Below are 24,724 nucleotides of genomic sequence, written 5' to 3' on the forward strand. Positions count from 1 at the left end.
AAATGACAAGCACCGAATCATCGATACTTTTTTTTCTCCAACTGGCTGTTATCCTGGGAGTATGTCGCCTGGTTGGTTTTCTGTCCCGCAAGATCGGGCAGCCACAGGTCGTAGGGGAGATGATCGCAGGTGTACTGATGGGTCCGACACTCTTTGGCCTGTTCCTGCCTCAGTTGCAAAAACAAATCTTTCCAGGCGGGGCACCGATGAATACGCTCTATGTGGTCAGCCAGGTCGGTCTGGTGATTTACATGTTTTTGATTGGCGTTGAGTTCGATACCAGCCTTATTCGTTCCCGCTTACGCAGCGCAGCTTCTGTCTCTCTGGCAGGTATCCTGACGCCATTACTGCTGGGGGGAGCACTGACACTCTTACTGATCCAGCAGCCAGGTCTGTTCGCTCCCAGTATCAACATCGGAGAAGCCATGCTTTTTCTAGGCGCATCCGTCTCGATCACGGCCTTTCCGATGTTAGCACGCATTATCTTTGAACGTGGACTGGCTGGTACCTCGCTGGGCACTCTGGCACTGGCCGCTGGCTCGATCGACGATGTCATATCCTGGTGCATTCTGGCCATGGTTCTGGCTGTCTTCAAGCAGAATGCGGTGATTGCGTTACTGGCTGTCGTTGGAGGAGGTCTTTACGCAGTGATCACCTTGACGGTGGGGAAATCCTTGCTCAAGCATCTGGGGACGATGACTGATCGCATTGGTGGCATTACAGGACCAATGCTAGCTATGGTCCTGTTACTCCTGATGTTTTGTGCCTGGTTAACCGATACAATTGGTATTTATTCCATCTTCGGTGGCTTTATTCTCGGTCTCGCAATGCCTCGCGGCCTCTTCGCTCAAAGATTAAGGGCCGTGCTGGAGCCACTAGCAACCAACTTTCTGCTCCCTCTGTTCTTTGTCTATTCGGGCTTGAATACCAGCCTCAGGTTAGTCAATACCTGGCAGTTGTGGCTTTATGCTTCACTGATCCTTATCGTGGCGATCTCAGGCAAAGGCATCGCATGCTGGTTCGCGGCGCTTCTCAACAAGGAAAACAATCGGGAAGCGATGGCAATTGGTAGCTTGATGAATGCACGTGGTTTGATGGAGCTCATTTTACTCAATATTGGCCTACAGCAGGGGGTCATCACGACGACGCTCTTCACAATGCTGGTTCTCATGGCCATTATTACGACGCTTATGTCTTCACCAATCTTCGAGTTCGTCTATGGACGCTTCCGCTCGCCGCAAGCGGCACCTGGACCTGAAATGGCCGAAAAACAATTCGCGTATATCACAACCAAAGAGTAAAAAAGGAGGTCGTCTTATGTCCATTTCTGGTCGCATCTTGAAATCCATTTTCCGCCTCTCGGCTGATGCCTTTGAGCAGATGGCGGGGGAACGTTACGGTTTTCAGGATGATATGAAACAAACATGGCTCGGGTTTCAACCTGTGGCCGAGACACTGGTGGCTGGTTTTCACACGGTGCTGGATGATAGTCGTTTCAAGGTGCTTGTCCCCCGGCTCAACGCTTTTCCAACCGAGATACGAGGCATTGCCTATGAGGGAGCCGGGATGGGTCTGACCGTGCTGGATGCGCTTTTCCCCTGGCAGAAACGCTTGCAAGCGTTTCTGGCCGGACCCGGTGCCCACTATACTGGTCTGGTGTATATAGGTGCCGGTCTGGTTCTACCCAGAGTGCCAAAAAAACCAGAGCAGTTCATCAAGCAGCTTGATCCAGTCCTTGGCTGGCTGGTGTTGGATGGTTATGGATTTTACGAAGGTTTCTTCTCCAGTCAACGCTATGTCGAGGATAAAGCGATTCCTGTACACCTTTCTCCCTATGCGCGTCGTGTCTTCGATCAGGGCCTTGGTCGTAGTCTCTGGTTCTCAACGGGCGCTCATCCGGATCGCATCCTTACAGCCATCGAGGCATTCCCCTTGCACAGACGCGCCGATCTGTGGAGCGGGATTGGTCTGGCCTGTGCCTATGCCGCTGGCGTCGTTGATCGTCAGGCGATTGAGAAGTTACAGACTCTGGCTGGTCTCCATCGTTCGCAACTGGGAGTGGGATCAGCGATTGCCTCACGCTTCCGTCTGCAATCGGGGCATGCCGCGCCACACACCGAACTGGCCTGTGATGTACTTTGGGGCCAGTCCAGCGCGCTGGTCGCCCATATCACGGATCTTGCTTTGCAAAATCTCCCCCTGGAAGGTGATGGCCCCGTCTACGAGCCAGCCTATGAAACATGGCGCCAACGTATTGAGGCAGAATTTGTTGCTCAGACCGAGCATCTGCACAAGCAGAAGGAGGCAGTCCAATGACTGTTTTGGGAAAAGTACGCCGCTCCCTCTTTGGTATTCCTTCCGAAGAAACGGTGTTTAGCCAGCCGGGATTTGCATCAGATGCCTTCCAACGTTTTCAACCAGTTGCTCATGGACTGGTAGCTGGATACCATGCCACGCTCGAAGATAGCCGGGTCGATGTGCTGGTTGCTCGTATGCAGGAGGTTGATATCGAACTGCGGGGCTTTGCCTTTGAAGGGGTAGGCATGGGACTGGCCGCGCTTGATTGTCTGACTCCCTGGAAAAATCGCGTCAATGAATTTGCCCAGGGACCAGGCGCACCTTACATTTATCCTTTCTATATTGGGGTCGGTCTGGCCCTGGCACGTATGCGACGCAATCCCGAGCGCTTCCTCGCTCGACTCGACCCGGTGCTCAACTGGGTGATTGTCGATGGCTATGGATTTCATGAAGGCTTTTTCGCGTATAAACGCACGATTGAGGAGCGTCAGGTCTCCAAAAAGATCTCGGCCTATGGACGTAAGATCTTCGACCAGGGATTAGGCCGTGCGATCTGGTTCTCCAGTGGTGCAAATATCGAGCGGATCGCCCGCACTATTGATGCCTTCCCACAGGAGCGACAGGCCGAGTTGTGGAGCGGTATCGGCTGTGCCAGCGCCTACGCAGGTGGCACAGGACGCCAGGATATTGAGGCCATTTATGCAGTAGCCGCTCCTTATCGCCCTCAGCTGGCACGTGGAACGGCCATCGCTGCCCAGGGTCGTGCACACGCAAGCAACTTTGCGGCACATACGGATATCGCATGCGATGTTTTTTGCGGATGCTCCAGCGCTACGGCTGCCCATATCGCTGATGTCGCCCTCGAAGATCTTCCTCTTGCAGATGATCTGCCTGCATATGAACTCTGGCGGCAGCGGATACAGGAACAATTTTCCAGGCCAGTGCAAACACGTTGAGGCGAGACATTCAGAAAAGGTTGATTGTCGTTATTCTTTGCGCATTTTGACGCAGTTCGACAATCAACAGAAAGGAAGCAGAACCATGAAGGCTCTTGAAGACATGTTTAATCCTTTTGCTGAAAATCCCTATTCTTTTTATGCTCACGCCAGACAGAAGCATCCTGTGGCATTCGATCCTGCATTGAATGCCTGGTTGATTACAGGATACAAGGAAATCCAACAGATTTTGCTCCAGCCTGAGGTATTCTCATCACAAGACACGCTCACATCGCCCGTTACCTTTTATCCATCGACCCTGGAGGAACTCATCAAAGGCTACCTTCCCGTACCAATTGTGCTCAATACAGATGGAGAAGAGCATACACGCCTGCGTTTGCCTCTGACGAAGGCTTTTGCCCCCGCACGGATCAGAGCAGTAGACCCTATGATTCGTACGGTAGCCAATACGCTCGTTGACGCTTTTATCGAGCACCAGCATACAGAGATCATCAGCCAGTTCGCCTATCCATTGGCCCTGGAGGTGATCCTGACGCTGCTGGGAGTTCATCATGATGCCATCGCTCAGACACGCCAGTGGAGCCATGATTGGTTAATGCTCATGTCTGTGCAACTGGAAGAAGAGCAGCAGGCTATCTGTGCTCGTAGTACGGTCGCCTTCCAACATTATCTGGCGCGAATGGTTGCAGAACGTAGAGAGAGACCACAGAATGACTTGATCAGCGCGTTACTCCACGCAAATGTTCCTGACCAGGAACCATTAACAGAGGTTGAGTTAGTCATTACACTGCAAGGACTCATTCTGGCCGGTCACGAAAGTACAACCAATATGATTGGCACTGGCTTGCAGTTGCTGCTTGAACAACCTGAACGCTGGCGCTACCTGTGTGAGCATCGCGATGCTATTCCAGCCACGGTTGAGGAGATTCTACGCTATGATGCTCCCATTCAAATGTTTGCTCGTACAACGACGCGCGAGGTGACAATAAGTGGAGTCACGTTGCCGGAGGATGCATCTCTGCTGCTCCTATATGGCTCGGGGAATCGTGATGAAGCGACTTTTCTCCAGGCCCAGGAGTTTCAGATGCAGCGTCCAAACAATCATCACCTTGCCTTTGGACATGGAGTCCATTTTTGTGTGGGTGCAGCGCTGGCCCGGCTTGAAGGTAAGGTTGCATTCGAGGTCCTCTGTGAACGTTTACCACACCTCAAAATCGTTCCAGACCAACATTTGACGCATATTCCTACGCTCCTGTTTCGTGGGTATGAACGGCTCGAAGTGACATGGGAGTAAGATACATAGGAACGTTGCCAGGCAAAGAAGGATGGCCCCTTACAATTCGCTTGATCGCGACGTGCCAGGCGCTCAGGACAGCCGGCGTAGCGGCGCGGCTCCGCCGTGCTGTCACTGGACGCACGAAAACGTCCCACCGTGGGAAGGTCGTCTCAATGGAACCCCATGTGGAGCATGATCATACGAGTCACAGACAGCACGGCGGAGCCGCGCCGCTACGCCGGTGAGCGTCTCACCCCATTGCCTTCCGGAGATGTTTTGGACGCACATCACTGATACCGCATCGGCACGATGACCTTTGACAGAGTAATACTTCCAGCGTTGAATTGTCGTTGTAATAACAGCAAAAAGAGCAGAGTAGTAAACCTACTTGAAATACATAGGGGAGTAAAATCATGATTGAGCATATTCATATGGCCGTATCTGGTAATAAGGACTCCATTGAACAGAATAGCGACGCTGCTCTGCACAATGATGGGGTAATCAAGTGCAGGCAGTGTAAGATGCCCATCTCTGCACATGACTTTGAGCTCAGCCACAAGGTCTGTCCTCACTGTAGCTATCATTTCCGTCTCTCCGCAGCCGAAAGGATAGTCAGTCTTGTAGATGCCGATAGTTTTGAAGAGGTTGATGCACATATCTGTTCTGACGATCCGCTTCAGTTTCGCGGCCAGTCATCAACCTATAGAGAAAAATTACTTCATGAACAACAGCGTACGGGATTAACCGAAGCAGTTATCACTGGTATCGGTCGTATCGCTGACCATACGTTGGCCCTGGCCGTGATGGATTTCCGTTTTATCGGGGGAAGCATGGGCTCGGCCGTGGGCGAAAAGATTACTCGTCTGATCGAACTGGCCTGCACACGACATCTTCCAGTACTTATCGTGATAGCTTCTGGTGGCGCACGCATACAAGAGGGAGCCTTCTCTCTGATGCAGATGGCAAAAACGACCATTGCCTTACAGCATCTGGGTGCCACGCAACTCCCTTTTATATCTCTATTCACTGATCCGGCAACCGGCGGAGTAACATCCAGTTTCGCTATGCTGGGTGATATTATCCTGGCCGAACCGGGAGCTGCGATCGGTTTTGCCGGGCCGCGTGTAATGGAGCAGTTTACCGCCCAAAAATTGCCAGCTGATGCTGATACTTCCGAGTTTATGCTCAAACATGGTATGATCGATAAGATTGTCCCACGATCGCTACTACGCCCAACTATAGCTCGCGTGCTCCAGATACATGAGGCACATGATCATTGTTTATCCAGTCCCCAGATCCAGGACGGAGTATATAGCAGGCAGTCAGAAGAAATACACGTTTCTAGCAATTCGTGGGATCAGGTACAAATTGCACGTCATGTAAGTCGCCCTCATACCAGTGATTATATCCGTCTCCTCTGCACAGACTTCTTCGAGCTTCAGGGTGATCGCAGGTATGGGGATGATGCGGCTATTATTGGTGGCATTACAACGTTTTCGGGTCGCGCAGTTATGCTTATCGGGCATCAGAAGGGACACAATGCGCAAGAGCAACGAAAGTACAATTTTGGAATGGCTAAGCCCGAAGGATACCGCAAAGCGCAGCGACTCATGCGCTATGCAGAGAAATTTGGATTCCCTATCGTTACGTTCATCGATACGCCGGGAGCTTTCCCCGGGCTTGAGGCAGAGGAGCGGGGGCAGGCCCAGGCTATCGCCGAAAGCCTGGCTTTGATGAGTTCTTTAAGCGTCCCAGTGGTTGCGGTGGTCATTGGTGAAGGAGGAAGTGGTGGTGCTCTTGCGTTGGGTATGGCCGATCGTGTCTTGATGTTGGAAAACAGTATCTATACCGTCGTCTCTCCTGAAGCGGCGGCGGCTCTTCTCTGGCGCAATGATAGGTTAGCACCACAGGCGGCGGCATGGATGCGTATTACTGCCCATGACCTGCTACATCTAGGCATCATTGATGGTGTTATTCCTGAACCGATCGGTGGAGCACACCATGATTATAGTGTCGCAAGCCAGATGCTTACCATACAATTGTATCAGACTCTGGCTGAACTCATCGAGATACCAGCTCAGACAAGGATAACACAGCGACATACCAGGTTCCGACAGTTTGGTCAGTTCTCTGCATAAGGTGTTGGCCTGGCTGTTTCACTCATAGCATTTCTTTGCCAGATACATGGGCTCTCGAAGATCAGCCCTCCCATACTCGCGACCCTGAACAGGCGCTAGACGAGATGATGCTCTATCGCGTAGCGTGTGGCAGCGCTACGCGAGGAGACACCAAGCTTGCTATAGATTGTTCTGATATGAGAGTTTACTGTTACCAGACTGATAATCAGTTTCTGGGCAATTGATGCACTACTCAAGCCCTGAGCGAGCAGGATGAGTACTTCTCTTTCACGGGCAGTCAGATCAGTTGCGTCATGCTCTAATGTTTTCTCGTTTTTCACTCCAGATTTGTCTGTGCTTTCAGAATCTGTGAGTAGTTGTTCCAATGTCATGCTTTGTCCCTGGTTCCATGCCGTGATAAAATCACGTTCGCCCAGGTGCTGGTGAACCTCATTTGTGAAGCGCGAAAAAAGATAGTTGCTATTCATAATAGTGGAGAGCCATCTATGTGTGCTTGGCTGTGGGAGCCTTTCTTCTTTACTGAGAGTTCGAGCTTTTCCCCACAGGCGTACCGCTCTCATATATTGCTTTTGTTGGGCAATGATAGCCCCCATGCTTACGAGACAAACCGCGAGCAGCAGATGCGTTCTCGTCTCAATGACTTTTTTTGTGATGGCTAATCCTTCTTCATATAACTGTCCAACTTCCTCCTGGTCACCCAGCACTCTGGCAAAGAGCGCCTGGGCATGTATCGCCTGCATGACAATATGAGGCATTCCTGTCTTATGACCAAGATGGAGACCTTGTTTCCCAATTTTATAGGCACGATGATTATCGTTACGAAAGTAGTAGCTATATGCCAGAATGAGATAGGCTTCGACCATAAGGCCGGTATAGTGTGTTTCCTTTAAGATCTGAACACATTGGTCCGCGATGGTCTGGGCTTCCTCGTAGTGTTGTTGCCGCAATGCTCCATTACTTTGGATCAGGAGAACTTTCGCAGTACCATAGGTATTGTCTTCGCTTTGGAACAGGTGCCGTGCTTCCTCTGCCAGAGTTTTGGCCTGGCCCCAATTCTCTCGATTATATTCAAATAGTGCCGCTGTATAGATGGCCTGAGCTCTGGTACCGGGCTGTACTTCAGTGATGCTCTGCGGACAGCACTCAAGAGCCAATCTGACCCAGCGTCGCCCTTCATCGCTTGGATTCTGTAACCAGAACGCCCAGAGCGCCCCACTTAATGCCAGGGCTCTTTCTGCATCACGCATTGTAATAAACCAGTCAAAGGCAACCTGGATATTTCCAAAATCGTTGGCGATCCATTCCATCCAGTAGGGCTGTGCACGATCCATCATCTGATGTTCGATGCTTTGAATCTGAGAGAGGTAATACTCTGCATGCGCCTGATGGACCACCTGAGCGTTGTCACTCTGTTGCAAACATTCCAGGGCGTATTCTCGAATCGTTTCAAGCATCTTGAAACGTTGCTCTTCGGTACCTCTTTGTGCTTCTCGTTGCAGGAGACTGTGATTTATCAGAGCGCTGATGATATCTAACACAGTATTCTCAGTCGATCCATCCACTACATCACTTATAGCTTCAATAGCCTGCAAGGAGCACCCATTGGCAAAGACAGCAAGGTGTCGGAACAGACGCTGCTCCTCGTCGGTAAGAAGTTGATAGCTCCACTCCATAGTCTTGCGTAATGTCTGCTGACGATCTGGTGCTCCTCGGGGACCGTTTGTCAGTAAGGATAGGCGGCGGTCCAGGCGTGCCAGTAAGGTATGGAGTGAAAAAAGTTTCATACGCGCAGCAGCTAGCTCTAATGCCAGTGGTAGGCCATCCAGGCAGACACATATACTGGCGATGACGTGGGCATTTTCGTTGGTCAGGATCAAGTCTGGTCGGATAGTACGTACCTGCTGCAAAAAGAGCTCAACTGAGGCAATGTGAGACAGGTCGTCCAATGGTGGGAGATGCGTGAGTTCGGGAAGTTCCAGAGGGGCAACATGGAATTCTTGCTCTTCCAGTAATTGCAATACGGTACGGCTTGTAATCACAATCTTGAGATGAGGGCAGGCAACCAGCAAATCTTTCAGCTGTGGCCCTGCTTCAATAACATGTTCGAAGCCATCGAGGAGCAACAAGAATTCTTTATTGTGCAATTGAGACTGTAGATATAATTGCAAGCTCTCATCCTGCCTGTCGTTGAGTCCCAGCGTTTGAGCAATCGTAGGCAAGAGCAGATCAGGCGTATGAATATGCGCCAGGAAAACGCAACAGCCGCCATCAGCAAAGGCAGTTGTTGTTTCTGCCAGCACTTGCATGATTAGTCTCGTTTTGCCTACTCCACCTGGACCACTCAGGGTCAGGAGGCGTATTTCTGGTCTGCGTAAAAGCTCATTGATAGCAGCAACTTCTTGCGCTCGTCCAATCAGCGGTGTCAACGCTAAAAGTCGTTGGGATGAAAATAAAAAAGAGGAATACTGCTGCTGCGATACGTTTTCTGTTTTAAATCCGGGGAATTGAAAGGAGTTATTGCGATTAAAAATGTGGGCTGATGTATTCTGATATGAGCTGTGACCTTGCTGATTTTGCATATATCTCCCAGGCACTTATATACGCAGCTACATTCGATATAAGCTTTTTTACTGTTTGGCGCGCTCAAAAAATCTCTCTACGGTATTTCTATCTCCTCATGATTGGCACTACAAAATGATAGATATACTATCATAGATAAATAGTAACTATTCTCCCTGTCTATCTATGATAGTAAAAATGCTATGTGTTTGTGTATGTTTGGGGGCATCTCGTACTTAGCACATCGCTTTCCTCGTCAATTACCTCAACCGCTATTGGTCCTGAGAGGTCAAATAAGATGTTGTCACCAGTAACAAAGCAAATAAATCAAAAGCATCAATCAAGCCACATAACTTGCTAAATGAAATGTCCCGATGGATGAGAGCCTTTCATCAAAAATGAATACACACTCGTCATAACGCCTTTTTTCAATATAACACTTATTAAAATAAGGTGTCAAGTCCGAAACCTACAGGCATCTGTATATCTCGACAACTATTTTACTAGTTTTTTTTTAATCATGGCTGCAAATTTTTGTGCGTTATTTTATTCATCCTTTTTGAGGCGTTCCCTCCACTATAATTATCCCTTGACACCGTTTACCATCTCTCGTATACTTAACCAGTAGGTTAAGTATACGAGAGATGCCTGTTCAAGAGAAAGGATATGTTATGTACCACAAGTATCGCTGGTGGGCCGTTTTTGCCCTCGGCCTATCGTTGTTTATCGTAACAATTGATATGACCATTGTGTCTATCGCGTTGCCCACTATCGCACACGCGTTTCATCTGACGAATACGATGGCTTCTACAGTGACTTTGAGTTATACGATACCAATGACGTTGGCATTGATCCCCGTGGGTCTCGTCCTGCATCGCCTCCATCCACTTACGACCTTCCTGATTTCTGTGCTCGGATTTGGGGTCGGGAGTCTCATTTGTGGACTCTCAACGGTCTTTTGGATGTTACTTGTTGGGCGTGTGGTACAAGGACTCTTTGGAGCGGTGATTTTTACACAGGGCATTGCAGTAACCGCTGCCATCGTTAAGCCCTCCGAACGTGGGCGTGCCATGGGCCTATTGCTGACACTGGGTCCACTGGGAGATATGATTGGTCCAAGCCTCGGAGGTCTTCTCTTGAGTCACCAGACATGGTCTATCATCTTTTTTGTCAATCTTCCTATCTGTGTGCTGGTCTCTGCCATGGCGCTCTTCAGTTTGCGTATGGTAACGATGGCAGAGGAACCCCAGGCAGAGCGACAACAGGCAAATAATGAGCAAAGTCAGATGGGAAGGTTGTTTCATCGATTTCCGTTTTTACTGGCTTTGATAGCTCTCTTATGTTGTACGACAATCATGAGTGGAGTCTACTATCTTATACCTTTTAACATGAGTAGTGTGCAAAAATTTGCGCCTGAAGTTGCAGGTATTATTCTCTTTTCCTTACCTCTGGGCCTGTTTGTGATGGGTCCTGTGGGAGGCTATCTGACAGATCGCTTCAATGTAAAGTTACCAATGTTAACCGGGTTGACCTTGATGCTGGTTGGATTGATTACTCTGGCGCTGATTGTGGGGCAACCAACCACTGGCATAAATGTAGCCTGGCGACTCTTGCTAACCGGTTGTGGAGCGGGGCTCTTTTTCGGTCCCAATCGTACGCTTTTAATGAGCTCTGGTACTCGCGAGACGATGGGAACGGCCAGTGCGCTGGCAAATGTGAGCCAGAATATTGGTCTTGTTTGTGGACCGATCGCGATAAGTATTATCTGGTCTCTTCTGGTTAATCCTGATGTCCAGATGATTGCAGGGATGCTGTTGCTCGCTGTCGTGTGTGGCATCGCTCTCTTCCTGACATGGTTGGCTGCACGTAGTAGCAGGCACAATACTGTGACTCCTGATACGTCTACAACCACCATAGCCAAAGAGGTCGAGCTACCAACAGAAGTCTCTACAAACTGATCTGATGTGACGAGTATCCGTGCTTCTTTCTATCAAAACCGTAGGCGGATCAAAGAAAGAAATGCGACTATGTTGCAGCAGAAGTTTGCACTGGTTGATAACTACCTACCTCGCTACGAAAGCTGATCACAAGACGATTCCACGCATTAATAGTAGCAATGGTGAGACTGAGGTTTACCAGTTCCTCGTCAGTAAAATGAGGCTTCACACGTTGATAGATCTCATCAGGAACATGGTCATTGGCAATTAAAGTAAGAGCCTCAGTCCATTCCAATGCTGCACACTCTCGCTCAGTATAGAATGGAGCATCTCTCCAGGCGCTCAAAAGATAAATACGCTGCTCACTCTCTCCAGCGATACGAGCATCTTTTGTATGTCTATCGATGCAGTAAGCACAGCCATTTACCTGCGAGGCCCGTATCTTGATAAGCTCAATCAATGATCCTTCCAGGCCACAATTCTTAATATAATATTCAACTCGGCCCAGGGCTCGGTACGCTTCCGGTGCAATTTTTATATAGTCAAGACGCATAGCTATATTCCTTCTTTTGCTATTCACTGCACAACATAGATATCCTGAGCATAAAAGCACAACGAAGTCCGAGCAGGGATATTCGATAACACTCCTCCCAGGAAGTACTCAATTCTGACGATGTCAGGGCGGTGGTCAAATGCTATGCTAGAGATGGGACATGTTTATAACGACGACTATACATTACCTTTGACATTATCTCATTATATAATAATACACCATTTTATTATATATTTCAAGTAAATAATAATAAAATGGTGTAATTTATTTTTGCTGCAAAAATGGGAGAGACTCGCAAAATCTCAATGATGGTTGAGAAGCACAACCCAGGATGAGTGGGTAGAATGAGGCGAGAAGCCATAGTACTTTGTTCTTCATAGGTTTCATTATCTCCATCTCCAACGATATCTTATAAAGATGGTCAGATGGTAAACTACACCGTAACGGATTTACGACGTTTTCCACCCGGAATACTACCACGTATTGCCACCTATCCATCTAATAGAACCATCAAGGTATGAAGCCAGAGAATATATAACATAATGTAAAGGAATTACGATGCAAGAGTCTGTACACATTTTACGCTCCAAACGACCCATTTTACATTTGCCTCTCTTTGTGAGCTTGTTCATTGTTTTATTAATGGTAGGAACCTATGCCCTGTTTCCACAAGGAACAGCTTATGCTTCAGCTCGAAGTACTACAACCGCGCCAACGGTTAGTGCTCCTTACACGGAACTTTACGATCTGACGCATGGTGTTACGCTGACATCGACTGCGGCTACGACAGAGACCGATATAGCGAGCACAACCAAGATTATGACCGCTCTGCTGGTGATTAATTCGGGTGAGCTCAACAAGGTTGTGACGATCACGCAGGCCGATGTTGATTATGTCAATGAGAATGATGCAAGCAACGCAGGCTTGCTTGTGAATGATCGTCTGACAGTGAATCAGCTTCTCTACGCCATGCTGTTGCCATCAGGTTGTGATGCAGCTTTTGCACTGGCCGGGGCTCTGGCTGGCAGTGATACAAATTTTGTGGCACGCATGAATGCGAAGGCAGCTCAACTGGGTCTGACGCAGACGTATTACACTACCGTCGATGGACTGCATAATCCTGATAGCCAGGGCAATTTTGGCCATTCTACGGCCTCAGACCTGACCAAATTGACAAGCATTGCAATGCAATCGCCTCTGTTCCGCCAGATTGTAGCGTCCCAGACCTATTCACTGGCTGCGACATCGGCGCATCATGCATATACCTGGTCCAATACCAATCGATTACTGGGAACCTATACTGGTGCTATCGGAGTCAAAACGGGCACCACTCCTGCGGCAGGCTATTGTCTCGTTTTTGCCGCAACGCGCAACGGAGTGACATTGCTGGGAGTAGTCCTTTCCAGTCCGAGCGATCCACAGCGCTACGCTGATGCACAGGCGCTTCTGAACTGGGGATTTAGCCTTTCAGCATCTAGCCAGCAGGCTGCATAAGTATCGAGAATATACTTATTGCTGCCAAATAATCATTAATGAGGTTGTAAAACAAGGCCAGATGCCAATATAGACAATACTCTGGTGTCGTACAATATGGCATCAACCTGAGCACTGGTGAGCAAGAAACCAGGCAATTAATAACTGTTTGGTTTCTTGCTCCGTCGATAGACACAAGATCCCTTGACCATCACCTGAGGGTAGTAGCAAGCCATTCGTGCCTTACATCGTAGCGCCAAGAATCCAGGGGGCAAACTCTTCCTCGCCAAGATCCTGGGCCTCGCTCTTACTCTGCTTACCGCTGGCGACCGCAATGACCTCATCCAAAATGTGCATCCCAATGCTCTGCGCGCTGACACCGTTGAGGACACTCCCGGCATTGATATCCATATCTCCTGCCATATTCTCATACAGTTCTGTATTGGATGCGACTTTGATCGATGGTGCTGGCTTAAAGCCGAAGCAAGAACCTCTGCCGGTCGTGAAGACAATCATCGTGCATCCTCCTGCGACCTGTCCAGTAACCGAGACAGGATCATAGCCGGGAGTATCCATGAAGACGAGTCCGTGCTCGGTAATCTGCTCGGCATAGTGATAGACCGCGTTCAAGGTGGTCGAACCACTTTTGGCGATAGCTCCCAGCGACTTTTCATAAATAGTGGTTAAACCACCCAGTTTATTGCCGGGAGCAGGATTATTATCCATCTCCATTGCATTAATTTCCGTGTAGTGTTCCCACCAGCGGATACGCTCGACGAGTTGTTCACCCACAGCTTTGTGATGTGCACGTCGCAGTAAAATATGTTCTGCTCCATAAATCTCCGGAGTCTCACTCAGTACGGCTGTTCCTCCCTGACGCACCAGTTCGTCAACACAATAGCCGAGGCTGGGATTCGAGGTCACGCCGCTCCAGCCATCGCTGCCACCACATTGGAGTGCGAGCGTGAGCTCAGAGATGGGGATTGGCTCTCGTTGGACGGCGTTGACCTGTGGTAGTAGTTCGTGAATCAGACGCTCAGCCTCGTCAACTGTTTGGGCGATACCATGCTGTTCTTGTAGCGTTAAGAAGAGCGGCTTTTTCCAATCTGGTTGCCGATCGAGCTGTGACTGGTTGATCAAATCCTGCAATTGATTACTTTCGCAACCAAGCCCAATAAAAAGATAGGCTCCAATATTTGGATGGGCAGCCATACCTGCCAGCACACGTTGCAGTTGGGCGAGGGCTTCACCTCCCAGGCGCATCCCACAGCCGTTTTTATGTGTGAGGCCGATGATGCCATCAACCTGGGGATAGGTGCGTAAGACCTCGGGACCGAAGCGACGTTGAATCAAGCGTACCGTGCTGGCGGAACAATTGACCGAGCTGATAATCGCAATATAGTTACGCGTCCCGGCTTTTCCATCGGGACGTCGATAGCCTGAAAACGTGAGACGTTGTTCAGAGGGCACAAGCTCAAGGGGCTGCGCATCTACACCAAACTGGTAGTTCTGCATCAGTTCGCCGACCGCGAGATTATGGCTGTGGACATGCGCTCCTGCGGGAATCGGCTGCGTGGCATATCCAATGATTGAGCCATAGCGCAAGAGAGGTTGTCCCACCTCGACGGCACGTAACGCGATTTTATGTCCCGAAAGGATGCGTTGCGTAACAGTGATAAAGGTCTGCTCACCAACTATTTCCGGCGGCAGAAGCAAGCGTACGTTGCGATTGAGTGGTATGCGCGCAATGGCGACGTTGTCCCTGGGATGAAGGAGGACAGCTACCTCATTGAGTGCGATGGGTTTTCCATCCGAGATAATTCCAGGCATAATTGAATGGATCTGAGACGGAGAGGATTGGATATCCATGAGCAACCTTTCATGTGGGCAGAGCGACAATGTTCTGCCCATGTCGTGATGAGTCCCAACGTATGTATCATGAATACACTATAACCCATAAACTTCTGCGTGTTCCAGCGCTGTATGGTAAAATATAGCCAGCGATTGTGTATGGGAGCCGCTTTGTTCCAGATAATAGATTTCTCTATCAGCAAAGATATTGTACAGCAACTCAATTACTCTCCATCATTATCTCTACGCTTTAATAGAATTAAGCTTGAGTGTCAATCTCGCGATGCCATGAACTGCTCCCATATAGTCGAAAGGAGCATAATTGTTGCCCATAATTAAAGCCGTCACTTTTGATGCGGGAGACACCCTGATACACCTCTGGGTGCATAAAACAAGGCGTTTCGCATACTTGTGCGAACAAATTGGCATTCCATTAGCGCCTGATGCAGCCAAGTTGGCTGCCGTTGCCTGTGAACGCTTTTTTCAAGAGCGCTATAAGGGGCCAAGCATGCACTTGGAATGGTGGCTAACTCACCATGAAGTTGGGCTTCAAGCTGCTGGCGTTCAAGGGAATCTCAAACAACTGGCTCAAGATATACATGAAGTTTGGAACCAACGACCAGAGACGTGGGTTCTTGATCCTGAAACCATCATCACGTTGGAAAGCTTGCGTCAACGCGGTATTCGTCTTGCTGTCATATCCAACTGGGATGGAAACCTGCGCCAAACTTTGCAGGATCTCAATATCCTTTCCTATTTCGAAATGGTTCTGGATTCGCACGTCGTAGGGGTCCGAAAACCAGATCCTGCGATTTTTCGCATGTTCTCGCAGGCTTCTAAACTAGAACCCACACAATGTATCCATGTGGGGGACAGTCCAGATGCGGATGAATTACTGGCTTTGTCCGTGGGAGCCATCTCGGTATTATACGACCCACTGGAATGTTTGCCTTCTAAAGGAGGGCATCGCATTTCCAAACTCAGCGATGTCGTAGAGTTCCTGGATAAGATATAAATCCCAACAGTATTATAGCAAAAATCCCACATTATCCTGATGAACACGCTATCCAGAGCGGCTTGCCCACCAGGATAATGGTTGTAAAAGCACCGGTTTGGAATAATTTGTGAAAAACGACCTGATCTAGTATAGTATAAATCAATGCTCTATACTCATCCCTTCCCTTCTTTCTTTACTAGCCTCTCGGCAAAAGCGAAACAAGTTTACATAATAGAAAGGAGAACAAAAAACTATGCAGCTTATTATTGGGGGCGTTTTGCTCCTTATGCCTGCTTTGTCCTATTTATTCATTTTTATAATATCTTACAGCAAAAATTTTCAGGCCAAAGGATTTGGGAGAAAATGGACCAGATCAGAAACGCTGGCCTTTTTTCTCGTCTTACTCTTCGCGTACACACGAGGTTGGGCTTTCATAGGACCATGGATGATTGGTCAGGTTTTGCTGGTTCTTGGAGTAGCACAAGCCTCACATTTTTCACTGCCCTTCACCTTGCTCTGTGAGGGCATAACCATACTTGTGAATCTCCTCGCGGTATTTGTCTGGTTTTACGTTCTACCGAGAAGGACATACTCCAGTGCTTCGACACGGAAGAGCATTGAGGTTCCTCTTCCTACATCGTCCCATGTTCCTCTCTCACGAGTAGTGCCTCCACATATCACTCTATTGTCTACTCCACCAGCTTTGCTTTTCCATACCCCCTATAGCTCTGGCATGCTGACCGTGATAGTTCATGCATATAGAAAACGCCGTGTGTTCCGTCCCATCCCCGATCATTCTGAGCCAGGTTGGAAGGAGAAAGGCCAGCCCGAAACATGGTTTATCGAATTAGACTGCACATTCAAAAATAATACCTCCAATGAGATCTATGCCTGGGGACAACTTGAAGAAGTTTGTCTCGACGGTGTCAAACCATATGTACATGTACCTCACACCCTGCTCCAGTTTCCGCCAATCCCCAACAATGATGATAGCGACGATATTGTGTTTGGTAGTGCTCTCGCTCTTACACATGTCAAGCAGAACATCATAATCAAAGATCTCGTGGAGAGCAAACTGTTCTTCAAGCTCGATAAAAGTATGGAGCTTCAGAAAATGGCATTTTCTCTGCACCTCTCAGACACGAAGCAAGGCACGTATAAAGGACAGCCTCCACTTTTTACTATCGATGTATAAAAAAGCATCAAAAATATTCTGAGAAGAGCACCATGCGCAGAGCAAAAGTAGCCTTTCTCCACTTGATCATCTCAGGGATAGAGCATCCTTCCTCAGTGAGGTAGCTGTGCACTACTGGCGTTGCTTTCCAGCACCCGGGTCAGAAATGAGCGCAATGCAGCCTCGTACATGTGGGGATCTACATTCCAGCACTGCGTGTGCTCCGCATCGGCAATACGGTGATAGGTGATCGTTGCCTCATGCCTGGCCGCAAACGTATCACTTACCTCAATAGGAGCTGTCGTATCACTGACACCATGAAATAAGAGTGTTGGTATCACATGTTGATCCTGCGTGAAATCAAGGCGATCAACGTGAATGCCTGTGCGGATCGAAATAATCTTCTTCGTCAATGCGACAATACACGATGGGAGCGCGTTCTTCCTGGCTACACGTGTGAGTGCTGCATTCCAGTTCAGGATAGGAGAATCAAGAACGACGGCTTGAACATTGCTTGCATGAGCAGAACGCTGAAGAAATATGTGTACAATGGTTCCGCCTAACGAAAGACCATAGAGCACAATATGCTGCGCTCCTGCTGCCAGAGCATAGGTGACACTTGCCTCGAGATCTTGCCATTCTGTCTCACCAAGGTGTGTCAGTCCATCAGGACTAGCGGGAGCGCCCTCATCGCCTCGATAGGTAATGTCCAGGATGGGAAATCCAAGTTCAGAGATGGTTGAGAAAAAGCGCAGCGATTGTTCCCGCGTTCCACTCGCACCATGAACCATCATGACCCAGGTGTCGAGCGTGCCTGGCACAAACCAGGCTGGCATCGTGCCGAAAACACTCGGGATGAGCACATCCTGGAGAGGTAATTTCAGGTATTGATCTCTGAACGCACCACCATACACGGTTGTGTTCCATGCGATCTTGTCAGAAATTGTTCCTACAACATAGTTAATGGAGCGCGTGATTGTCTCGGCGTCAGACGAGATGATGGGTCCCACAATAGCCTGTCCAGCGGCAGAAGTGACGCCAAAGACGCCTTGACGCTGCGTCTTCGCTGTTTTTTTGAGTGTGATTGTCTCTGCCGTTGTTGCTCGCACAGGAATAGTCAAAGCTCTTGAGGTGGGAGATCGATGAAGAAGCTTATTTGAAATGAACCAACTGAGTCCTATAGTACAAATAAGGATCAGTAGAATAAGTAGGATCAGCAAGATAATAATAGCCAAAATTACAGACATCATGTATCCTTCTGTGTAAAATCATGTATGAAGATGTTGTTGAGATGCTCTCACGCTCACCAGATATCGCTGTTATGTTTCTATGGTCTCTTGTGACTGCTTTGACTTTGATGACGTGCTTCCACGCTTCTGCTTTGGACGTGGTCCATAGACACGCTCAGCGATAGCTTACCATATTTTCACAGAAAAACTTGAAATACAGATACAACAGGACTTTCCGTATTGGATTCAACTCGCCTCCATGCGAGAAGTTACGCGACCATTACAGCAACTACCCAACATTCTTCCCCCATTGAAAAGGAAGAGGGTCAGCAAAAGACCCTCTTCCTTCTGTTTAATAAGCACCGTTCCCATGAGTAGCGCTGTTCCCGAATCAGGCTTCAGTGTGAGTGAGTACTGGGTGGAGCAGATTGGCAAATCCCATGCGCGTCAGATAGTCTTCCTGGAGCTTCCAGAGCAGCGCATTTCCTGCTTCCACGTCAGCGTTCGAAAAGTCTACCACCGAGCGGAACGGACGCGTCCCAGCAGGCAGGTTCACAATCCGAACAAACTCGTCGGCGACAGCCTGTGGGTGAGCATCCACCCCTGGCGTGAAGAGGCTGCTGGTCGCTTCCTCATTGCGCGCCACCATGCTATCCAGTCGCGCGTATGCAGTACTCGTGGCAGTATCGGCAGGGCGAGTCGCATCTGGGAAGTGCTCAGTGCCTTGAGTAAAGGGTCCGGGCATCACAATGCACGTTTCAATACCGAACTGACTCACTTCGTAGGCCGTCGTCTGCGCCAGGGCATCCATGGCCATCTTCGAGGCCACGTAGGGACCCAGGAACGGCGGGACCACCACTGATGTGGTACTGCCTGTGTAGAGCAGCAGACCCGCCCCACGCTCGCGGAAGTGCGGCAGGATGGCGCGATTGACCCGCACGACACCGAAGGCGTTGGTGTGAAACAGGTGATCGATCTCCTCGGCCTGGAAGGCTTCCACATACCCGACGACAAGATGCCCGGCATTGTGCAGGACTATGTCTATATGGCCTTGTTCCGCCAGTATAGTCTGCACGGCCTGGTTGGCCGACTCCTGCGAGGTCACGTCCAGTTCGACAACGTGCAGGTCCACTCTGTGGGATTGAGCGTAATCGAGCTCTTTGCGCGTGCGATCCGCGTTGCGACCGGTGATATCACGCATGCTAGCGTAGACGGTATACCCAGCCTCGGCCAGGCTATGAGCGGTCAGTTGACCAATGCCGGTGGCGGCACCAGTGACCAGAATGACGCATGGGTTAGCTTGATTCATGGGAATAAGCTCCTTCCTTTTGTTGATAGTGTTCTGACATAAATAGTCATGTTTTCGGTATCATGTGAGAGGGATGGGCTCAAAGCATGGGTGAACCGTACCATCTGACTTGTGCTAGATGAAACCACCATTTACACGCACGATCTGTCCGGTGATCCATCCGGCTTCTTCACTTGCCAGAAGCAGTACCACTTTGGCGATATCTTCAGGTTCGCCAAGACGACCAAAGGCGATCATGTGCTTGAACGTCTCAATTTGTGCTTCTGATTTATCAGCGGAAAACAGTTCCGTGTTCACCGGTCCTGGGGCGACCGCATTAATGGTGATTTTTTTCGGACCCAACTCCTTGGCAAGTTGTCGCGTGATTTGTTCGACTGCGCCCTTGGTGCCCGCGTAGAGACTGTAGGTGGGGATCATTTGTCCCAGGACAGAGGTGGAGAAGTTAATAATGCGTCCGCCTGCTTGCAGATACTTCGTCGCCAATTGGCAGGCGAAATAGGTCCCTTTCACATTGATGGCAAACTCCCGGTCGAAGTCCTGTTCCGTGACCTGTTCGAGAGGCTTTGTCGTCATAATACCGGCATTATTGACGAGAATGTCCATGCGCCCAAAATGTTCAATGGTTGTCTTGAACAGAGCCTCCAGGTCAGCAATTTTACTGACATCTGCCTGTACAGCCAGAGCCTGACCGCCGTTTTGCTGAATACGGTGAACGATCTCCTCGGCGAAACCTTTGTTGCGAGCATAATTGATGACGACGTTCGCCCCGTTGGCTGCCAGCGATTCCGCGATCGCGCGGCCTATCCCACGCGATGCGCCGGTTACGATGGCAACTTTGTTTGTCAATGGTGTACTCATTTCTCTATCTCCTTGTATACTTTTCATGATGACGAAGTGAGGGACTGATAGGAGGAGATATACAATCGGTTTTGTGTGCTCTCTCCATCGCTCATGCATAGTGTACTGGAAATCAGAGGGGCCGGTCTTGGACATTCTGCAGAATATTTGGACGTTTTCACGATTTTAGTGGCAGAACGACTCACTCGGCGGTGGTCTCAGAACAAAAGAAGTTGGTGCATTGCAACAAAAACCACATATCTTGAAATCTTCAGGAGGCTCTTTAGGCCACGATGAAGTCCTCTTGAGCGCAGCTATAGTGCAAACAACAGTGGTTATGGTCGGTGCAAACCATAGTATCCCTGGATCGGTTTGCCTGGTACAATCTCAGGAGAGGTGCTCTCGGATGTATGTTGGCGTGACTCCCATGACGCGTCGCATATGGCGAACCAGGTGGCTTTGATCGTAAAATCCGACGGTAGAAGCAATCTCACCGATCGAAAGCCTGGTTGATCTGAGCAAGCGTTGAGCATGTTCCAGCCTGCGTTGCACAATATACTCGTGGGGAGAGAGACCAGTTGTCTTCCGAAACACACTTGAGAAGTATGATGGGCTCAGATTCGCTTCAGAGGCAAGTTCAGCCAGACCCAGGTTCTCGCTGAGGCGATCTTCGATGAGAGAGGTAACCCTCTGTAAGAGGGATGCGGACAATCCTTTGGTCATCTCGGGAAGGGGGCGAGGCGTACTTGTGTATGTATGAATGAGATGGGCCGCTAAAGCAGTAGCGAGGCCTTCAGCGTAGAGCCGTCCTGTAACTCCCCCCTCAAGAACCTCTGTCAGCAAGGCTGAACTAATGTGCTCAATCCGAGGGTCCTGGCTACTAAAATGATCAAGAAGCTCGATATGATCATGATCATGATCTGCCGCAACCTGCTGTAGCAATTCTGGTGTGAGGAGCACGTGTATATGGCTGGCTCCATCTTGATGTCGCCAGATGCTTTCTGTTCCAGCGGACACAATTTGTAAATTTCCACGAGCCATTATACCGGTAAAAGGACGCCCGTTGCGAACTTGTTCAATGGAAATAGGTGGCCCCAGGTGCAAGCAAATCATGTGAGAGGATAAACTGGAGAAAACATACTCTCCAGCGGGGTGATAGCGCTGCTCGACAACTATTCCCCTCCAGCCCAGCAATTCACTGGAACGGAGTATTCCTGCCTGAGGGGAGGTTCGCCGCTGCTGATCGTCCGTCTGCATTGTTATTTGCACTCCTTTTCATGACCACAGGAATCGCGCTCTGAATAGAGACATATTCCTACACTACCCCCTTTTTGACGTCACGTCAAGAGCAATCACCCAGGGTGCCAGGATTGTAGCACGCCGATACCTCTACAAGGTTTGAACGCAATTGTTCATGCGATATAAACAGCATGAATGTAACTTGTGACAGATTCTGGAGAGGCTGCAATTAGACTAAACCAGTCATCTGGTCCTGTACGTAGGCGTATTTCGCGGCGTTATCGCGTTGAGTAGAGAGGTAGCGAGTCCAGGCTTGCTGCTCATGCCACACAGCGCCCAGTACCCAGACACAAAATGTCGGAGTCGTTGCGCTACGTTCAAGCACGTGAAATGTGCCATCGCCAGTAAGGTCTTTGTGGCAGAGGGTTTCCCACAACTCATTTTCGTTGCGCCATGTACAGACGTACAAAATGTAGAAATTTGTACACTGGTGATGGATGACAAAACCAAGCTCATTCGTCAGGAGCAAGCGTCCCGCTTCCATTTCAACAAGCAAGAACGAACGCGCATCCTCAACAAGCGTGGATGAAATGGGCAGTTCTTCATGGTAGATGTCATACCACTTGAGATACACCTTGGATGTGATGAGGGCATTGCCGGGCCGTACAAATTTCTGACGATGGTGATATGCTGGCGCAACTTGCTCAAATGTACTGAGATATGAGAGATCCTGGACTCTTTCTGACATATGGTACCCCTTTTTGTATTGTACTGGAGCACGTAGGCCGCTCCGGCTTATCATCTACCTTGACGCAAGATGAATGACCTTCTATGTTTAGCATACTGCTGTATGCGGACAGAATCGGCCCTGATTGAAATGAAATCATCAACCTCGCTCAAACAGTCGTCCTTGCTATCAGCATCCCATCTTTTCCTGCCGCACGCTCATCGCAAAGACCGAGCGGTGAGCATGACAGATCTCTGATAAGTTTTGTCCATCACTCTTCTGCTTGTAGAGCTGTGCAAAAATCTGACGCGCACTTGCTCCCTCAAATTATTGAGATAATATAATTTTACCTGATAAATGAAACCTATAAGGCAGAAGTTGAAAATTTGGACAACCAGCAAGAAGTTTTTACGCGTTCATTGGTTTCTCTCGTCGTGGTGGGCCGTGCCATCTCACAGTCAATTCTAAACAATTTGCCGGTTCTTGCAGTCACGGCAAGAAGAGAGGAGGAGAAGAGTGAAGAGGCTTACTCCTGCAGAGAGCCAACGAACAAAGGAAAACGAACATGCGGAAAATTATTGTCTACAACATCATCTCCCTGGATGGATACCACACCGGGCCAGACAACGACGTCTCAGTTATGTTTCCTGTGATGGGAGGCAAAGCCTTCAACGGCTATAACGCCGAACTGCTGCGTACCGCCGACACATTTCTTGTGGGCCGTGTTTCCCATGAGTTGTTCCACGGGTACTGGCCAAAGGTCGCCGAGAATCCTGATTCAGATGAGTGGACGGACGAACAAAGAGAAATGGTACAGGCGGGCAAGTCCGTCAACAACATCATCGTTTCAGATACGCTGGCAGACAACCGGCCCGATTACCGCATCATCAGGCGTGCGAACGCGTATCAGCAGATTGCCGATCTCAAACGCCAAACAGGCAAAGATATTTTGATGACAGGTAGTAGGACCCTTTGGAACGATCTGCTGGCTCACGATCTGGTAGATGAGATCCATCTGATGATTGGTAACCTCGTCTTAGGCGAAGGAGTCCCTGTCTTTGTGGGCAAGCCTCCCACATCGCTTCGGCTGATCGATGTCCGCACCTGGGAGGAATCCGACAACATTCTCGTGCGTTACGCAGTCCTTCCCAAAAACGGATAAACGCCTATGCCAATAAAAACTGGCCGAAAGGATACTTGACTTCTTTGGGGGGATTAAAAAAAGCCCTGCTCCTGGTCTGCGCTCGTTGATAGGACAGACAACAATATTATAGGATGGACAACATGACGGTTAAACGAATGGACAATGTTGGCATTGTGGTGGAATCCCTCGATGCCGCTATCTCTTTTTTCACTGAGCTCGGCCTCGAGCTCGAAGGGCGATCCATCGTAGAAGGCGAGTGGGCAGGGCGCGTCACTGGACTGGGCGACCAGCACGTTGAGATCGCCATGATGCGCACACCAGATGGCCACAGTCGGCTCGAGCTCTCGCGATTTATTACGCCTCCTGTGGTTGCCGATCATCGGAACGCCCCAGTTAATGCTCTCGGCTACCTACGCGTCATGTTTGCCGTGGACGACATCGACGATACACTCGTCCGGCTCCGCAAGCACGGCGCAGAGCTTGTCAGCAGCGAAGTGGTCCAGTACCAAGACGCGTATCGACTCTGCTACATCCGCGGACCTGAAGGACTTCTCATCGGGCTGGCCCAAGAACTCGGCTGAGTCGCCGCGGTTTCATGTGGATCGCGGCTGGACCAACTGTGCCAGAGACTTAGTCGACCATTGCACCAGACTCATCGGATAGCATTTGGGATCGAGCAGGCTTTTCACGTCGGCTTGCAGCATCCTGTCTTGCTCCACCAGTTTGACAAAGGCGCTCGCCAGGTTGGTAGCATTTTGAGCTTGACCCACTTTCATGAACAGTACAAATGGGTGGTTAGGGTCACTGTTGTGACGACCGGAGCCAATGAAAAAAGTTAGGCTCTTTGGCGTGAGGTGAATCTGCGTAGTGCAGGAGTTTGCTTCTCTTGAGCGGAGGGATAAACAGAAGGAAGAGGGTCTTTTGCCGACCCTCTTCTCCGATTTAATAAGCACCGTTTATAAATTTATGAGATCTCACTTTTCTTTGTATCTCCCTCCGGCGACTTCTGCTGATGTTATGCAGTGAG

Annotated in this window: 21 protein-coding genes; 12 read left to right on the forward strand and 9 right to left on the reverse strand. The window is 49.4% G+C overall.

The features are described from left to right. The first annotated feature begins 2 nt into the window (after positions 1-2). From AC27N8_RS02665 to AC27N8_RS02690, 6 genes are all read left to right on the forward strand, one after another. A complete protein-coding gene (locus AC27N8_RS02665) occupies positions 3-1,301 on the forward strand; it encodes a cation:proton antiporter (RefSeq protein ID WP_487063681.1) in 1,299 nt (432 codons plus the stop codon). A gap of 16 nt (positions 1,302-1,317) precedes the next feature. After that, positions 1,318-2,316, forward strand: a complete 999-nt coding sequence (locus tag AC27N8_RS02670; protein WP_487063683.1) for a DUF1702 family protein — start codon at positions 1,318-1,320, stop codon at positions 2,314-2,316. Beyond that, complete coding sequence (locus AC27N8_RS02675; RefSeq protein ID WP_487063685.1) at positions 2,313-3,254, forward strand: DUF1702 family protein; 942 nt, start codon at positions 2,313-2,315, stop codon at positions 3,252-3,254. Before AC27N8_RS02670 ends, AC27N8_RS02675 begins: the two co-directional genes overlap by 4 nt. Positions 3,255-3,339: 85 nt before the next feature. After that, complete coding sequence (locus AC27N8_RS02680; RefSeq protein WP_487063687.1) at positions 3,340-4,548, forward strand: cytochrome P450; 1,209 nt, start codon at positions 3,340-3,342, stop codon at positions 4,546-4,548. A gap of 14 nt (positions 4,549-4,562) precedes the next feature. Further along, a complete protein-coding gene (locus AC27N8_RS02685; protein WP_487063689.1) occupies positions 4,563-4,775 on the forward strand; it encodes a hypothetical protein in 213 nt (70 codons plus the stop codon). A gap of 168 nt (positions 4,776-4,943) precedes the next feature. Then, positions 4,944-6,668, forward strand: a complete 1,725-nt coding sequence (locus tag AC27N8_RS02690) for an acetyl-CoA carboxylase carboxyltransferase subunit alpha (protein WP_487063691.1) — start codon at positions 4,944-4,946, stop codon at positions 6,666-6,668. 95 nt (positions 6,669-6,763) lie between these two features. Here the strand turns inward: AC27N8_RS02690 and AC27N8_RS02695 are convergent, their stop codons facing one another. Beyond that, a complete protein-coding gene (locus tag AC27N8_RS02695; RefSeq protein WP_487063693.1) occupies positions 6,764-9,247 on the reverse strand; it encodes a LuxR C-terminal-related transcriptional regulator in 2,484 nt (827 codons plus the stop codon). 651 nt (positions 9,248-9,898) lie between these two features. Between AC27N8_RS02695 and AC27N8_RS02700 the strand changes: the two genes are divergently transcribed. After that, positions 9,899-11,185, forward strand: a complete 1,287-nt coding sequence (locus AC27N8_RS02700) for an MFS transporter (protein ID WP_487063695.1) — start codon at positions 9,899-9,901, stop codon at positions 11,183-11,185. Positions 11,186-11,252: 67 nt separating this feature from the next. Here the strand turns inward: AC27N8_RS02700 and AC27N8_RS02705 are convergent, their stop codons facing one another. Further along, positions 11,253-11,723 (reverse strand): carboxymuconolactone decarboxylase family protein, encoded by a 471-nt coding sequence (locus AC27N8_RS02705; protein WP_487067893.1) that lies wholly within the window; start codon positions 11,721-11,723, stop codon positions 11,253-11,255. 552 nt (positions 11,724-12,275) lie between these two features. Between AC27N8_RS02705 and AC27N8_RS02710 the strand changes: the two genes are divergently transcribed. Further along, positions 12,276-13,211, forward strand: coding sequence for a D-alanyl-D-alanine carboxypeptidase family protein (locus tag AC27N8_RS02710; RefSeq protein ID WP_487063697.1), 936 nt, complete (start codon positions 12,276-12,278; stop codon positions 13,209-13,211). 222 nt (positions 13,212-13,433) lie between these two features. Here AC27N8_RS02710 and AC27N8_RS02715 read toward each other — a convergent pair whose 3' ends face one another. Further along, positions 13,434-15,059, reverse strand: a complete 1,626-nt coding sequence (locus AC27N8_RS02715; protein WP_487063699.1) for a UxaA family hydrolase — start codon at positions 15,057-15,059, stop codon at positions 13,434-13,436. A 304-nt stretch (positions 15,060-15,363) separates the two neighbouring features. Here AC27N8_RS02715 and AC27N8_RS02720 point away from each other — a divergent pair, with 304 nt between their 5' ends. Both AC27N8_RS02720 and AC27N8_RS02725 read left to right on the forward strand, forming a co-directional pair. Beyond that, positions 15,364-16,056, forward strand: coding sequence for an HAD family hydrolase (locus AC27N8_RS02720; protein WP_487063701.1), 693 nt, complete (start codon positions 15,364-15,366; stop codon positions 16,054-16,056). 235 nt (positions 16,057-16,291) lie between these two features. After that, complete coding sequence (locus AC27N8_RS02725) at positions 16,292-17,233, forward strand: hypothetical protein (RefSeq protein WP_487063703.1); 942 nt, start codon at positions 16,292-16,294, stop codon at positions 17,231-17,233. Between the two features lie 92 nt (positions 17,234-17,325). On the opposite strand, the gene AC27N8_RS02730 is transcribed toward AC27N8_RS02725, so the two are convergent. From AC27N8_RS02730 to AC27N8_RS02750, 5 genes are all read right to left on the reverse strand, one after another. Then, entirely contained in the window at positions 17,326-18,462 is a 1,137-nt protein-coding gene (locus tag AC27N8_RS02730) for an alpha/beta hydrolase (RefSeq protein ID WP_487063705.1), read from the reverse strand. Between the two features lie 370 nt (positions 18,463-18,832). Continuing rightward, the gene (locus AC27N8_RS02735; protein ID WP_487063707.1) at positions 18,833-19,750 is read right to left on the reverse strand and encodes an SDR family oxidoreductase; all 918 of its coding nucleotides are present in this window, start codon (positions 19,748-19,750) and stop codon (positions 18,833-18,835) included. 114 nt (positions 19,751-19,864) lie between these two features. Further along, complete coding sequence (locus tag AC27N8_RS02740; protein WP_487063709.1) at positions 19,865-20,608, reverse strand: SDR family oxidoreductase; 744 nt, start codon at positions 20,606-20,608, stop codon at positions 19,865-19,867. A 366-nt stretch (positions 20,609-20,974) separates the two neighbouring features. Next, a complete protein-coding gene (locus AC27N8_RS02745; protein WP_487063711.1) occupies positions 20,975-21,844 on the reverse strand; it encodes an AraC family transcriptional regulator in 870 nt (289 codons plus the stop codon). A gap of 211 nt (positions 21,845-22,055) precedes the next feature. Next, positions 22,056-22,574 (reverse strand): hypothetical protein, encoded by a 519-nt coding sequence (locus AC27N8_RS02750; RefSeq protein ID WP_487063713.1) that lies wholly within the window; start codon positions 22,572-22,574, stop codon positions 22,056-22,058. A gap of 544 nt (positions 22,575-23,118) precedes the next feature. Between AC27N8_RS02750 and AC27N8_RS02755 the strand changes: the two genes are divergently transcribed. Together AC27N8_RS02755 and AC27N8_RS02760 are read left to right on the forward strand one after the other, a co-directional pair. Then, positions 23,119-23,715, forward strand: a complete 597-nt coding sequence (locus AC27N8_RS02755; RefSeq protein WP_487063715.1) for a dihydrofolate reductase family protein — start codon at positions 23,119-23,121, stop codon at positions 23,713-23,715. A 122-nt stretch (positions 23,716-23,837) separates the two neighbouring features. After that, positions 23,838-24,278: a VOC family protein gene (locus AC27N8_RS02760; protein ID WP_487063717.1), complete on the forward strand. Its 441-nt coding sequence runs from the start codon at positions 23,838-23,840 to the stop codon at positions 24,276-24,278. Positions 24,279-24,290: 12 nt separating this feature from the next. Here AC27N8_RS02760 and AC27N8_RS02765 read toward each other — a convergent pair whose 3' ends face one another. Further along, a complete protein-coding gene (locus AC27N8_RS02765; protein ID WP_487063719.1) occupies positions 24,291-24,473 on the reverse strand; it encodes a hypothetical protein in 183 nt (60 codons plus the stop codon). Between the last annotated feature and the right edge of the window lie 251 nt (positions 24,474-24,724).

Source organism: Dictyobacter sp. Z7_2 (assembly GCF_057551105.1).

Coding starts and splice junctions, on each gene's coding strand:
- AC27N8_RS02665 (WP_487063681.1), top strand. CDS start 3: ATGACAAGCACCGAATCATCGATACTTTTTTTTCTCCAACTGGCTGTT.
- AC27N8_RS02670 (WP_487063683.1), top strand. CDS start 1,318: ATGTCCATTTCTGGTCGCATCTTGAAATCCATTTTCCGCCTCTCGGCT.
- AC27N8_RS02675 (WP_487063685.1), top strand. CDS start 2,313: ATGACTGTTTTGGGAAAAGTACGCCGCTCCCTCTTTGGTATTCCTTCC.
- AC27N8_RS02680 (WP_487063687.1), top strand. CDS start 3,340: ATGAAGGCTCTTGAAGACATGTTTAATCCTTTTGCTGAAAATCCCTAT.
- AC27N8_RS02690 (WP_487063691.1), top strand. CDS start 4,944: ATGATTGAGCATATTCATATGGCCGTATCTGGTAATAAGGACTCCATT.
- AC27N8_RS02695 (WP_487063693.1), bottom strand. CDS start 9,247: ATGCAAAATCAGCAAGGTCACAGCTCATATCAGAATACATCAGCCCAC.
- AC27N8_RS02700 (WP_487063695.1), top strand. CDS start 9,899: ATGTACCACAAGTATCGCTGGTGGGCCGTTTTTGCCCTCGGCCTATCG.
- AC27N8_RS02710 (WP_487063697.1), top strand. CDS start 12,276: ATGCAAGAGTCTGTACACATTTTACGCTCCAAACGACCCATTTTACAT.
- AC27N8_RS02715 (WP_487063699.1), bottom strand. CDS start 15,059: ATGGATATCCAATCCTCTCCGTCTCAGATCCATTCAATTATGCCTGGA.
- AC27N8_RS02725 (WP_487063703.1), top strand. CDS start 16,292: ATGCAGCTTATTATTGGGGGCGTTTTGCTCCTTATGCCTGCTTTGTCC.
- AC27N8_RS02730 (WP_487063705.1), bottom strand. CDS start 18,462: ATGATGTCTGTAATTTTGGCTATTATTATCTTGCTGATCCTACTTATT.
- AC27N8_RS02735 (WP_487063707.1), bottom strand. CDS start 19,750: ATGAATCAAGCTAACCCATGCGTCATTCTGGTCACTGGTGCCGCCACC.
- AC27N8_RS02740 (WP_487063709.1), bottom strand. CDS start 20,608: ATGAGTACACCATTGACAAACAAAGTTGCCATCGTAACCGGCGCATCG.
- AC27N8_RS02745 (WP_487063711.1), bottom strand. CDS start 21,844: ATGCAGACGGACGATCAGCAGCGGCGAACCTCCCCTCAGGCAGGAATA.
- AC27N8_RS02750 (WP_487063713.1), bottom strand. CDS start 22,574: ATGTCAGAAAGAGTCCAGGATCTCTCATATCTCAGTACATTTGAGCAA.
- AC27N8_RS02755 (WP_487063715.1), top strand. CDS start 23,119: ATGCGGAAAATTATTGTCTACAACATCATCTCCCTGGATGGATACCAC.
- AC27N8_RS02760 (WP_487063717.1), top strand. CDS start 23,838: ATGACGGTTAAACGAATGGACAATGTTGGCATTGTGGTGGAATCCCTC.
- AC27N8_RS02765 (WP_487063719.1), bottom strand. CDS start 24,473: ATGAAAGTGGGTCAAGCTCAAAATGCTACCAACCTGGCGAGCGCCTTT.